At 29.2% G+C, this 12,214-nt stretch carries 12 protein-coding genes; 2 read left to right on the top strand and 10 right to left on the bottom strand.

Going from position 1 to position 12,214, the window contains the following annotated elements; genetic code table 11:
• The 8 genes from AC5YGC_RS02560 to AC5YGC_RS02525 all read right to left on the bottom strand — a co-directional run bounded on the left by AC5YGC_RS02560 (nucleotide 1) and on the right by AC5YGC_RS02525 (nucleotide 6,001).
• Nucleotides 1–906 (bottom strand): aminotransferase class IV, encoded by a 906-nt coding sequence (locus AC5YGC_RS02560; RefSeq protein ID WP_496140306.1) that lies wholly within the window; start codon nucleotides 904–906, stop codon nucleotides 1–3.
• Between the two features lie 31 nt (nucleotides 907–937).
• Nucleotides 938–1,465 carry a hypothetical protein gene (locus tag AC5YGC_RS02555; RefSeq protein WP_496140090.1) on the bottom strand — a complete coding sequence of 176 codons (528 nt, stop codon included), beginning with the start codon at nucleotides 1,463–1,465 and terminating at the stop codon, nucleotides 938–940.
• 7 nt (nucleotides 1,466–1,472) lie between these two features.
• Nucleotides 1,473–1,625, bottom strand: a complete 153-nt coding sequence (locus AC5YGC_RS02550; protein WP_168606561.1) for a hypothetical protein — start codon at nucleotides 1,623–1,625, stop codon at nucleotides 1,473–1,475.
• Nucleotides 1,626–1,637: 12 nt separating this feature from the next.
• On the bottom strand, nucleotides 1,638–2,024 hold the full coding sequence (locus tag AC5YGC_RS02545) for a hypothetical protein (protein ID WP_496140089.1): 387 nt from the start codon (nucleotides 2,022–2,024) through the stop codon (nucleotides 1,638–1,640).
• Between the two features lie 169 nt (nucleotides 2,025–2,193).
• Nucleotides 2,194–2,985: a TauD/TfdA family dioxygenase gene (locus tag AC5YGC_RS02540; protein ID WP_496140088.1), complete on the bottom strand. Its 792-nt coding sequence runs from the start codon at nucleotides 2,983–2,985 to the stop codon at nucleotides 2,194–2,196.
• 9 nt (nucleotides 2,986–2,994) lie between these two features.
• Entirely contained in the window at nucleotides 2,995–4,059 is a 1,065-nt protein-coding gene (locus AC5YGC_RS02535; RefSeq protein ID WP_496140087.1) for a tartrate dehydrogenase, read from the bottom strand.
• Between the two features lie 20 nt (nucleotides 4,060–4,079).
• Nucleotides 4,080–5,372 carry an SAF domain-containing protein gene (locus tag AC5YGC_RS02530; protein ID WP_496140086.1) on the bottom strand — a complete coding sequence of 431 codons (1,293 nt, stop codon included), beginning with the start codon at nucleotides 5,370–5,372 and terminating at the stop codon, nucleotides 4,080–4,082.
• Nucleotides 5,373–5,386: 14 nt separating this feature from the next.
• A complete protein-coding gene (locus AC5YGC_RS02525) occupies nucleotides 5,387–6,001 on the bottom strand; it encodes a GDSL-type esterase/lipase family protein (RefSeq protein WP_496140085.1) in 615 nt (204 codons plus the stop codon).
• Here AC5YGC_RS02525 and AC5YGC_RS02520 point away from each other — a divergent pair.
• Nucleotides 6,000–6,665, top strand: a complete 666-nt coding sequence (locus AC5YGC_RS02520) for an ATP-binding cassette domain-containing protein (protein ID WP_496140084.1) — start codon at nucleotides 6,000–6,002, stop codon at nucleotides 6,663–6,665. The genes AC5YGC_RS02525 and AC5YGC_RS02520 overlap by 2 nt on opposite strands.
• A complete protein-coding gene (locus tag AC5YGC_RS02515; RefSeq protein WP_496140083.1) occupies nucleotides 6,601–9,186 on the top strand; it encodes an ABC transporter permease in 2,586 nt (861 codons plus the stop codon). Before AC5YGC_RS02520 ends, AC5YGC_RS02515 begins: the two co-directional genes overlap by 65 nt.
• Here the strand turns inward: AC5YGC_RS02515 and AC5YGC_RS02510 are convergent, their stop codons facing one another.
• Both AC5YGC_RS02510 and AC5YGC_RS02505 read right to left on the bottom strand, forming a co-directional pair.
• Nucleotides 9,187–10,491 (bottom strand): FAD-dependent oxidoreductase, encoded by a 1,305-nt coding sequence (locus AC5YGC_RS02510; RefSeq protein ID WP_496140082.1) that lies wholly within the window; start codon nucleotides 10,489–10,491, stop codon nucleotides 9,187–9,189.
• 103 nt (nucleotides 10,492–10,594) lie between these two features.
• On the bottom strand, nucleotides 10,595–12,196 hold the full coding sequence (locus AC5YGC_RS02505) for an FAD-dependent oxidoreductase (RefSeq protein ID WP_496140081.1): 1,602 nt from the start codon (nucleotides 12,194–12,196) through the stop codon (nucleotides 10,595–10,597).
• Nucleotides 12,197–12,214: the final 18 nt, after the last annotated feature.

Genomic DNA, 12,214 nt, shown 5'->3' with positions numbered 1-12,214 from the left:
TTATAATATGTCATTTATAGATGTACTCCACTCAGGATCAAAATGCTTATCCCAATAGAGTTTATGAATTTTTCTTGTAACATCCCCTACTGTTCCTTGCTTAATATTCTCCCCACTTACTTTTGTTATTGGCATTACCCCTCCTGCTGTTGAGGTTGCAAATAATTCTTTAGATGATTTTAACATTTCAATCGTTATAGATTTTTTATTAACGTTAATATTTAGTTCTTTTGCTAAATCAAAAACTGTTTGTCTTGTGATACCTTCTAATACCCCATGGTCTGGTGTATTAATTCCATTTTCATCAACAGAGAAGATATTAAAGCCTGGGCCTTCAGATATATTGTTATCCTCATCTACCAATAAAGCAGTATGATGTCCTCTCTCATAAGCATCAAGCATACCTGTGACTAAATCCATCCAATGATAATTTTTAATAGTTGGATCAATTGAACTTGGGGGAATTCTTGTTATATCAGTTAAATAAACATCTAATCCTTTTTCAAAATCTTCTGGCCTAAGTATCCAACCAAAGGGTACTGCAAAAGCCATAAAACGTGGTGTCGCTTTACGAGGATCTCTAACAAAATTTGGAGACATTCCTCTTGTTTGTATCATCTCAACATAAGAATCTTCAAGATCAGCTTTTTTAACACAGCCTGCTAATATTCTTTTTATTTCTTCACGACTAAGTCTGCATGGCATTCTTAGTTTTTCTGTTGATTTAAAGAAACGATCAATATGTTTATCTAATTGAAAAAAACTACCCTTCCAAACATGAACAACGTCATATGTTGCATCAGATCTTAAAAAACCCCAATCTAAAATAGGAATTTTTGCTTCAGAAAGTTGAATGAATTCCTCATTCATCCATGCTGATCCTTTTGGAAAAATATCACTCATTATCTAAGACTAACAAATATAGAAGTTTTTTCATTTATTTTCTTACACTCCAAGCTTGATAGGAATTTAATGATTTATTACAAAGTTCCAATGATAAATTTCTCATTAGATGAACTGGAGTTCCACCCCCACCTTTCTTAGATTGTCCTTGACCAACAGTAAGACATAATTTTCTATTACTAATCAAACGGATCTCATCTTTATTAGACCATTCAAAATTTTGAAGCTTGTTACGATCACATTTTTCTAATTTTAAATTTGTTGATGCTTTAAGTGATGAGGCTTCCATACAAACGTTAAAAGATGGTAAGATAAATTGGTTGTTAGTTAGTTTAAGAGAATTAAAACCTTGATCTGGAGAGATTTCTCCTTGGTAAGAATAACAAGTGTGTGCCTGAAGTCCTTTGTCAATTTTTGCTTTTAATTTATGCCCTCTTATATCAATACAAAAACCTCTAGGGTCATCTAATTGGTTTAACAAATAAATTTCAACATTATCATCCGCCTGAGATGAAGTTATTAACAACAAACCAAGAGCTATGATCCCTAAAAGTTTTATCATTTTTTCTTTAATCTATAATCCCTGCTAAATTTTTAGCAGCCTTTTTTTTGGAACCTGCAGTTAATCCTTTGACATAGGCTGTTGCTATTCTTTCTGGATTTTTAATATTTCTTTTTTTGAATTTTTTTAATAAATCTTTGTAGTTAGGTTTTCTAGGCATTACTTCGGAGCTTTATTTAACATTTTTATCAAAATCCTCTGTCATCTCAATAATCAGTGGTCTAAAGAAACTTGTAATAATAATTATGAGTGCAGAAATTATTAGTAAGGCATCAAATTTAACTACATCTACCATAACTTTCGTAGTACCTAAAATAACATGCACTAGCATTGTTAAAAACATTGCACCTAACCATAAATATATTACTGAAAATTTATATGGTTTAGCTACTAATCCAGCACCTAACAAAGCACCTAGTATAAGAATTATAGGATCAGTTCCGATAGCCATTAAACCACCAAAGAATAGACCAATTAAGGCTATATTAGCTACATAACCAACAGAGAAAATTAAAATATTTACGATTATGATTAGGTAGGAGAAATATAATAAGATCATTGAATTTAAAAATTGATTAATAAAATTATTATAGCGATAGTTATTAACACAGCACTCACAATAATATAATTCAGCCTAATATTAAATTTATTGAATACTATTTCAGTAATTTTTTCCCAGAATACCACAATAAAGAGAACAATTATAGCTGGTAGAATATATTTGATCATTAATGAATTGTTATTCTGTGCATTATTCTATTACCTTTAAATGGAGTTGCTTGATGAAGCATAGATCTATTATCCCAAATTGCTAATTGGTTTTTTTCCCATTCTAATGAATATTGAAATTTTTTCTTAATTTGGTGTTTTAATAAAAATTTTTTTAATTTTAATTGATTTTTAATTTTTGGTTTAAAACCCATGAAATGTCCTGGGCTACAATAAATTGTATAATTTAAGTTTATTTTTTTAAAAATATTATGAACAGCTACTAACTCATTAATTTTTTTTCCTTTTTCTTTAACTCTTTCTTTAGTGGTAATTGATATTGGACCTTCTGATGAGTAAACACCTTTCACTAATTTTAATTTCTTTTTAATATTTATTGGTAAATTTCTATAAGCCAAATATTGAGAACAAAATTCGGTATTAGCAGCACCTTTTTTTGGAACAAGTTTAGAAAACAACATGGTAAACCTTGGTGGTTTATTTGTGTAAATTGAGTCTGTATGAAATTGTTCACCAAAACTAGGTCCTTTATCTGAAGATTTTCTTTGAACTACTGTAATTTGAGGATATTTTTTACTTAGACCTTTTAGCCTTGGATAATTTGCTAATTTACCAAAATTTTTGGCAAACTTAACATAAGAGCTCGATGTTAAATTTTGTTTTTTGAAATATATAACACCATATCTATTAAGTGCTGATTTTATTTTTTTAAAATCTAGATTTGAAAGTTTTATTAGATCACAAATGATTTCAGCTCCAATATCTTTTTTATTTGGAATTATTTTAATCATTTTATTTAATTATAAATTATCTAATACAGCTTGCGCACATTCAAGTGTATTACTTTCTCCACTCAAATCTTTTGTTCTATTTTTTTTATCTAATAATGTTTTTTCTATTGAAGACATGATTGTATTAGCCGCTTCTTTCTCACCTAGATAATCTAACATTAAAGCACCAGACCAAATTTGCCCTATAGGATTTGCTATGCCTTTACCTGCAATATCAGGAGCTGAACCATGAACCGGCTCAAATAAAGATGGAAATTTTTTCTCAGGATTAATATTTGCTGATGGGGCAATACCAATAGTACCAGTACAAGCTGGCCCTAAATCAGATAAAATATCTCCAAACAAATTTGATGCTACAACAACATCAAACCATTCAGGGTTTAAAACAAATCTTGCAACTAAAATATCAATATGAAATTGATCAGTTTCGATATCAGTGTAGTCTTTTTTATTAGCATTAAATCTTTCATCCCAGTATGGCATTGTAATTGAAATACCATTTGATTTTGTTGCGCTAGTTAATTTTTTTCTTTTACGTGATTTTGCTATTTCAAAAGCATATTTTTGCACTCTATCAATACCATGCTTGGACATTATTGTTTCTTGAAGGGCTATTTCTCGTTCTGTTCCCTCGTACATTCTACCGCCGACAGATGAATATTCTCCTTCCGTATTTTCTCTAACAATAATCATATCAATATCACCAGGTTTTTTGTCTGCTAATGGTGATTTCACTCCAGGAAATAATTTTACTGGTCTTAGATTAATGTATTGATCAAATTCTCTTCTAAATTTTAATAATGAGCCCCATAAAGTTATATGATCTGGATATCGCTCTGGCATACCGACGGCACCAAAGAAAATGGCATCATGTTTTTCAATTTTTTCCTTCCAATCATCTGGAAGCATTTTTCCATGTTTCTCGTAATAATCACACGATGAAAAATCAAATTCATCAATTATTAATTTAAATTGATGTTGTTCTGAAATTTTTTTTAAAACTTTTTGTGCTACTGGGACAACTTCTTTTCCTATTCCGTCTCCTGGTATTGATGCAATATTGTATGTTTTCATAAGATAATTTTATTAACCTTTTATATTAAATTGTACTGATAATCTCTAGCTTCAATTACCTCTTTGGGTAAATTTAACTCAACATCGTCAATTTTTATAACCTCATCTTTATTTATGTCTTTTTTTAACACAGCATTATCAGTAAGACCTAACGGCAATATGTTTTCTTGTTTAGATTTTTTAGAAGTTATCAATTTTCCTCTGGCACAAAAACCACCTTCACCATCTAATCGCTCACCAACTTTTAAATCTTTTTTGGCATAAGCTGCAACATCTGCATTATAATTTACAGTTTGTCCTGTTGCTTTTTGATCAAGTGCAATTGCATATATTGATTGAGCAAGTTCTAAGCCAATATAGTGATATGGTCTCCATATAGCTGAATAACTACCAGATGAATCTGTGACCATTCCATAATCTTTAAAGCAATTTTTGACATATTGGTTTTGAGCTTTAATTACTATGTAGACACCCCATCTAAGATCATTAGGAATATCTTTTTGATTTAAATCAATACTCGATATGACCTCAACTTGACCTTCATAATCAATTAAGCCCCCTTCTTCTTTTGGAATTAATTTTTTAGCAATATCATATACTCCAACTGGTGGAAAAGTTAATCCATTACTTGGGCATTTTAAGTTTGATGCATTACTTACAGCACACATTTCAATTGCAGATTTATCACCACAAAGAAAACTATTAAACATTTTAGGATTCATACCAGATTCAATTTCAGCACGTTCTTTACTTAAACCATAGTGACCCCAAACCGTGTCTGGTGTTGAGTATTCAAAATCTGGGTGGTACTTCGTTCCTTTTCCTGCACAAACTACAGAAAAACCATTTAATTGAGCCCATTCAATCTGCTCCATAATTAATGAAGGTTGGTCGCCATATGCCATTGAACAAATAACATTGTTTTCTTTTGCAAGATCAGCAAGGTATTTTCCACAAGTAACATCAGCTTCAACATTTACTAATATGATGTGTCTCTTGTTTTTAATAATCTTTACAGCATGAACTGTTCCAATGATTGGATTTCCAGTAGCTTCTATAAAAACTTCAACATCTCTATCAATTGCCTCATCTAAAGTATTTACAAAATGTATTTTATCAACTGTCTCTGTAGCTAAACCACTCTTAAGACAATTTTTTTTGGCGTTATCAATATTAATATCAACGATAGTATCAATAGTAATTTTTTGTAATTGATTGTATTGAGCAAGAAACATGCTTACAAATTTTCCACATCCAATGAAGGCAACTTTTATTGGTTTCTCTCTAGATTTTAGTTTTGTATTTAAAAACATTTGATTACGATATACTATTTTTTTATAAAACTGATGATACTTTTTGTAAGTGTATCACTTATAATTATAGTTCCTTTTTCATTTGGGTGCATACCATCATCTTGATTAAGATCAGGTTTTAAAGCTACACCCTCTAATAAAAAAGGTATTAAATTTAGTTCATATTTTTTAGCTAAACTTGGATAAATATTATCAAACTTTTTTTTATAACTAATTCCATGAGTCGTTGGTGCAATCATTCCAGCTAAAATTATTTCTATATTTTTTAGTTTTGCTGTTTGGATAATTTTTTCTAAATTTTTTTCAGTCTCAATGGGACTTATTCCTCTTAACATATCGTTAGCACCCAGTCCTAAGATCATTAAATCAATATCAGGTTGAGATAAAGACCACTCTACACGGTTTAATCCACCAGCAGATGTGCTCCCAGATACACTTCCATCAATAATCCCAAGATCATAATCACTATCATTAAGATTTTTTTGAAGAACAATGGCTAAATGTTTTTCCTGTGGAAGGCCATAACCAGCCATTAAGCTATCACCAAATAAGATAACGTTTTCTATAGCATTGGCGTTTATGCTCACTAGACAGAAGGCAATAATTTTAATAATAAATCTTTTAATCATGGATAGTCTTCTTAAGCTAAAAAACGTTAATCTTAAATACCAAACTGGCAATGATACTATCAAGGTTTTAAAGAATATTAATTTAGAGACTAAAAAAAATGAGTCTATTTCAATAGTTGGTGAAAGTGGGTCTGGAAAGACTAGCTTAATCATGCTTGCTGGGGGACTAGAGAAAGCAACCTCTGGTAAGATATTTTTTGAGGATCAAGAAATATCTAAAATGAGCGAAGATGAAGTTTCTAAAATTAGAAGAAAAAATATAGGTATAGTTTTTCAATCTTTCTATCTTATTCCAAATTATACAGCTGTTGAAAATGTTGCCCTAACCTTAGAGTTAAATAATTTAAAAAACCCTAATGAAAGAGCCAAAGAGTTGTTGGATCGATTTGGGTTAAAAAATAGGTTCAATAATTTACCAAGTCAACTTTCAGGTGGTGAACAGCAACGTGTAGCAATTGCAAGGGCTATAGCTATGAAACCTAAACTAATTTTAGCAGATGAGCCTACAGGAAATTTAGACAGTGAAAATTCTCAAATGATTGCAGATATTTTATTTAAATATATTAAGGAAGAAAAATCATCTTTAATTATTGTCACTCATGACCCAAAACTTGCAAATAAAGCAAAAAGAAAAATTAAAATCAAAGATGGAAAAATTGTCTAAGCTTTCAGAGTACAAGTTAACTTTGATATATGCCTTAAGAGACTTGAGTAGAAATTATAAAAAAATTTCTAGTATTATTTTAACACTTTTTATCAGTTTATTTATTTTAAGTTCAATTTTCACAATTGAAGATAGTTTAAATAAAGAATTAAATAATAATTCAAGAGCACTTTTAGGTGGAGATATTGAAATTGATTATAATCGTAATATTGGCAACTTAGAATTAATTAATCAAGTTAAAGAATTTGCTACCGTTTCGCAAATGGTTGAGTTTAGCACCATGATCTCAACTACCAATCAGACTAAAAATAAATCAATATTTTCTAGAATTAAAACAGTAGATCAAAATTACCCATTATTTGGCAAGGTAGGTTATGAACCAAGTGGCGTATTTGAAAAATTACAAACTATAGAGAATACAATCCTTGTTAATGAAAATATTTTCAAAAATCTTAATTTAGAAATCAATGATAAAATCAAAGTTCAAGATCAGTTGTTTACTGTAATTGGTATCGTAAAATCTGTACCCGATATTGGAGGTGCTTTTGTATTTGGTGATTTTGCTTTAGCTGGCAAACAAACATTAGAATTATTAAAACTTAATAACCTAGGCAGTTTTTTAAATTATGAATATAAAGTAAAGTTTAATGAAGGAGATGATCCAAAGGCTTTATCTAAAAAGATTGAGCAATTATTTAAAGATGAAAAAAAGGTTAGACTTAGATATCACGAAAAATCTGATGGACCTTTAAAGAGAATAATTGATAATTTCTCTCAGTTTTTGTCTCTTGTATCAATTAGTGCGATGTTAATTGCAGGAATTGGAATTGCTAACACCCTACTTTCATTCATTAATCAAAACAATATGTCTATAGCAGTTAAGAAGTCTTTAGGCTTTTTCTCAAAAGATATTAAAATAGTCTACTATCTACAATTACTCATTCTTCTATTCATAATATCCACTGCCGCCTACTCTTTTAGTTTCTTTCTAGTCCCTATTGTTGATGTGTATTTATCAGCTGGTCTTGGATTAAATATTGAAGGTAGTTTTTCTATTCTTAATTATTTCAAAGTTTTTTCAGTAGGGTTATTAGTATTAATCATATTTTCTATACCAACTATTAATGCAATTGATCAAGTTAAGGCTTCAAACTTATTTAGAAATGTATTTCAAAACCTTCAATTTTATTATTCAAAAAAATCAATCGTTTTAAGTCTATTATTATTATCAATTTTAATTTCTTTATTTACTATTGGTTCAGCTCGCCCCATTTATAGCTTGGGTTATTTTGGTGCTTTCTTTGTTTGTCTATTAGTTTTTTATTTATTATCAAACTTGATCATTAAATTATTTAAAAGTCTTAAAGAGCATCCAAATATTTCAATTAAAGTATCCGTTAAAAATATCACTCAAACTAAAAGTATTACCCCTATAACTATTGTGTCCTTAGGTTTGGGCGTCACCTTATTATTAACTTTGGCTTTTGTTGGTTCAAACTTTAAAAGAGAAATTGCAAAATCTATACCGGAGCTTGCGCCTGATTATTTTTTTATTGGTATTCAAAGTGATGAAAGACAAATATTTGAAGATTTAATTTTTGACATGGATAAAGAAGCTAACCTTGAAATTGTTCCCATGGTCTCAACAGGTATTCTAAAAATTAATGGAATAGATCCAAATACTTATATCGATTCAAGCAATGATAGCCACTGGGTGATTAGAAATGACAGAAGGTCTTCTTGGGCTGATAATGTTTTAAAAGATAACCCAATTGTAGAGGGCAAGTGGTGGGATTTAGATAGACCTGATAAACTTCAAATTTCACTTGATAGCAAAATTGCTAAAGATTTTAATATTAAAATTGGTGATATTTTTACTCTAAATATTTATGGTCGTGAAATTGATGGTGAAATTGTAAACTTTAGGTTAGTAGACTACAGAGACTTTACCATTAATTTTGCAATGTTATTAAACCCTCAATTTGCAAAAAATATACCTCACGAATATTTGGCTACTTCAAAATTTAAAAATTTAGAAAATTTTGATGAAACTGCTTTAATAGATAAAATGCCTAGTATTTCTATTATAAAAATTACTGATTACTTAGAGAAAGTAACAGATCTATTAAACAAGGTATTTATTGCTGTAACTGTTATTTCGGCTATAACTATAGTCATTGGTTTAATTGTAATATCAAGTGCAATTATAGTTCAGGGTAAGATTAAAGAATTTCAAAACTTAATATTCAAAATTTTAGGTTTTTCCAAAGTTGAGGTTATACTTTCTTCAATCATTGAGTTTTTTATTATATTCACATCCATAATTCTAATAGCTTTGTTTTTTGCAGTTATAGGCTCACAATTTATCATTGAAAATATTTTTCAAATCACTTGGAAGTTGGATTTATCAATATTTTTGCAGGTAACTATTGGAATTGGATTGACTACATTAATCTTAATTATGATTACTAATTTTAAGTATTTAAGCCCTAAAGTTTATCCACTTATAAGAAATCAATAACTACACATCAGATCGAGATCTAAACCTCTCAAATATTAATCTTGTTTTAACCCCAATATTTAAAAATGGCTGTGGTGGAAGCCAAGTAGGCTTACTTCTAGATTCTATTATATTAATTTCATCACTATTTTGATTGCTTGCTTTAATAGCTATCTGTTCACCAAATAAAGTTCCAACTCCAATACCAGAACCATTATAGCAACCTGCTACAAAAACGTTGTTATCAATTTTATCAAAAATTTGTGAACTATTTCTTGTTCTAGATACAATCCCAGACCAACTAGATTCAATAATATCATCTGATAAACTTGGAAATCTTTTTTTAATTCCAAGTTTTTGATTAAAAGATCTTTTATCTAAATCTGATTTAGACATTTTAAAAGGGCTATGAACTTCAGCAGTGTTTCTAATTAAAATTCTTTTGTCTTTTGTCATTCTAATGGTTGCACCCATTGGTCTAACAGGTAGTACACCCCACTCTCTAGGCTCACCAATGGATTTAAATTCAGTATCAGTTAATGATCTTGTCATGCTCGCAGTTAAAGTTAAGGGAAAATTATAATTATTTTTTATACCCAGTGATTTTAAAAAACCATTAGTACAAAAAATAATTTTTTTTGTAATTATTTTATGATTATCAAATTTACAAATAACTATATCACTATTTTTTGCCCATGCGTTTAGCTGAGAGTTTTCTAATAGCTCAACATTATCTGGTAAAGTGTCAACCATTGCTCGTACAAGTTTTCCTGGATGCAATAAAATCCCACCTTTAGTATAAAGTGCTAAGTTATAAAAATTTGTACCTAATCTTTTACCTAAATCATTTTTTTCTAAAATTTTATGTTCAAAGTTTAATTTTAATAAAGTTTTACTAAAATTTTCTAATATCTTTCTATCTTTTTCATTTGATGAGGCAAAATATTTTCCACTTTCATTCAAATCACAATCAACTTGATGCTCTTTAATAAACTTTTTAACAACATCAATTCCTAATTTATAAATGTCTGTTTTCTTCTTATAATTAGAAAGTTCTTTATTTGAAGTAAAACCATCATTTAGAGTAGTATCGACTAAATATCCTGAGTTTCTTCCACTTGCACCCTCTCCTGCTAATTGTGCATCAACAAGAATAATTTTTTGATTTGGGTGAAGTTCTGATAATTTTCTAGCAGCAGATAAACCTGTGTAACCAGCACCAATAATTAACCAATCACAGAATTTATCTTTATCTAAATTTTTTATAATAGATCTTTTATCAAGGTCATTAATCCAACTACACCCTAAGTCGTTAACTATCTTCATATATTTAGTATCTTGTTATTCCACTTGTAAGGTCATAAGCAGTACCCTTTACTGCTGCAAATTTATCTTTTAAATCAATCTTATTCATAATCATTGAATGGTTTTAATTGTTAGTAAAATTAAAACCTTCATAGTTTTTTAAAACAATATCCTCACAAAATTTTTTATACTTTGGAAGACCAGATGGATAAGGCATGAAAACTTGAGCTTTTCCTTCAATGTTGCCCCCATATAACCATGAACTTTTTGACTCTGGTATTAATGTTTCATTTACAGCTTTATCAATTATTGCCCTCCATTTTAATGAGGATTCATCATTCGTTTCAATTGTTTTAAGATTATTTTTCTCCATGTATGAAATACAATCAGTTATAAATTCAACATGTTGTTCAATTGCCATTGGAACATTAGTTAACACAGAAGGACTTCCGGGTCCGGTAATAGTAAAAAAATTTGGAAACCCTGGTACTTGGAGCCCAAGATAAGTTGATGGACCATTTTTCCATAATTCACTGAGTTTGATATTATTTTTACCCACCATATCTATTGATAATAATGCACCGGTAATAGCATCATACCCTGTTGCAAATACAATTATATCGAATTCATAATTATTATTTAAAGTGCTAATCCCAGTTTTAGTAATTTCTTGTATTGAATCTTTTGAAATATCAATTAATTCAACATTATCTTTATTAAAAGTTTCATAATAATCTGTATTTAAGGTTGGTCTTCTAGTAGCAAATGGATAATTAAAGTCTGTTACAACTTTAGCGTAATCTTTATTTTGCATTGTTGCTTCTACTTTTTTTTTAATAAAATTAACTACTGTTTTATTGGCGTCCAAATTTGTTGTTATATCCTTAAAAAGACCACGAAAACCCAACCCACCTTTTTGCCACCCATTTTCATAAATTTTTTTTCTATCTTCATTACTTACATCCAAAGCTGATTGACTTGAAAAATGAAAAGCATGACCAGTTGGTGTTGACTTAATTAAATCTCTAATTTCTTGATAACTATCTTTTATCTTTTTTTTATATTCATCATTAACAATTTCATTTCTTGCTGGAATACTAAAATTTGGTGATCTTTGAAAAATTGAAAGCTTCTTTGCTGATTTGGCTATCTCAGGTGCTAACTGTATTCCTGTAGAACCAACACCAATTTGTGCAACTCTTTTATTTTTAAAATCTACACCAGTATGAGGCCATTTTCCTGTGTGGTACCATTTGCCTTTAAATTTATTTAAACCATTTATTTTTGGAATATTGGCTGCTGATAAACACCCAACAGCACTAATTAAATATTTACATAAAAAAGTTTTATCTTTATTAGTTTTGATGTTCCATAAATTACTTTTCTCATCGAAATGTGCTTTAATAACTTTATTATCAAAAAGCATATCTTTTTTTAAACTTAATTTTTCAACAACGTAGTTTAAATATTCTAATATAATATCTTGTTTTGAATATTTTTCAGGCCATGACCAATTTTCAAATATTTCTTTTGAAAATGTAAAGTTGTAAGTGTGGCTTTCTGAATCGCATCTGGCTCCTGGATATCTATTCCAATACCAAGTCCCCCCTAAATCCTTACCTGACTCAATTACTAGAGTATTAAGTTTTAATTTATCTCTTAAGCTGTGGAGTTGATAAATACCAGAAAAGCCTGCTCCAATAATAACAGCATCATAAAAAACCATAATATAATATTATGGTAT

The sequence above is a fragment of the Candidatus Pelagibacter sp. uisw_138 genome, from assembly GCF_059512485.2.
Note: the sequence above shows the minus strand (reverse complement) of the source record. Positions and strands in the feature narration are given on the sequence as shown.

Coding starts and splice junctions, on each gene's coding strand:
- AC5YGC_RS02525 (WP_496140085.1), bottom strand. CDS start 6,001: ATGATTAAAAGATTTATTATTAAAATTATTGCCTTCTGTCTAGTGAGC.
- AC5YGC_RS02555 (WP_496140090.1), bottom strand. CDS start 1,465: ATGATAAAACTTTTAGGGATCATAGCTCTTGGTTTGTTGTTAATAACT.
- AC5YGC_RS02540 (WP_496140088.1), bottom strand. CDS start 2,985: ATGATTAAAATAATTCCAAATAAAAAAGATATTGGAGCTGAAATCATT.
- AC5YGC_RS02530 (WP_496140086.1), bottom strand. CDS start 5,372: ATGTTTTTAAATACAAAACTAAAATCTAGAGAGAAACCAATAAAAGTT.
- AC5YGC_RS02520 (WP_496140084.1), top strand. CDS start 6,000: ATGGATAGTCTTCTTAAGCTAAAAAACGTTAATCTTAAATACCAAACT.
- AC5YGC_RS02515 (WP_496140083.1), top strand. CDS start 6,601: ATGACCCAAAACTTGCAAATAAAGCAAAAAGAAAAATTAAAATCAAAG.
- AC5YGC_RS02545 (WP_496140089.1), bottom strand. CDS start 2,024: ATGATCTTATTATATTTCTCCTACCTAATCATAATCGTAAATATTTTA.
- AC5YGC_RS02510 (WP_496140082.1), bottom strand. CDS start 10,491: ATGAAGATAGTTAACGACTTAGGGTGTAGTTGGATTAATGACCTTGAT.
- AC5YGC_RS02505 (WP_496140081.1), bottom strand. CDS start 12,196: ATGGTTTTTTATGATGCTGTTATTATTGGAGCAGGCTTTTCTGGTATT.
- AC5YGC_RS02535 (WP_496140087.1), bottom strand. CDS start 4,059: ATGAAAACATACAATATTGCATCAATACCAGGAGACGGAATAGGAAAA.
- AC5YGC_RS02550 (WP_168606561.1), bottom strand. CDS start 1,625: ATGCCTAGAAAACCTAACTACAAAGATTTATTAAAAAAATTCAAAAAA.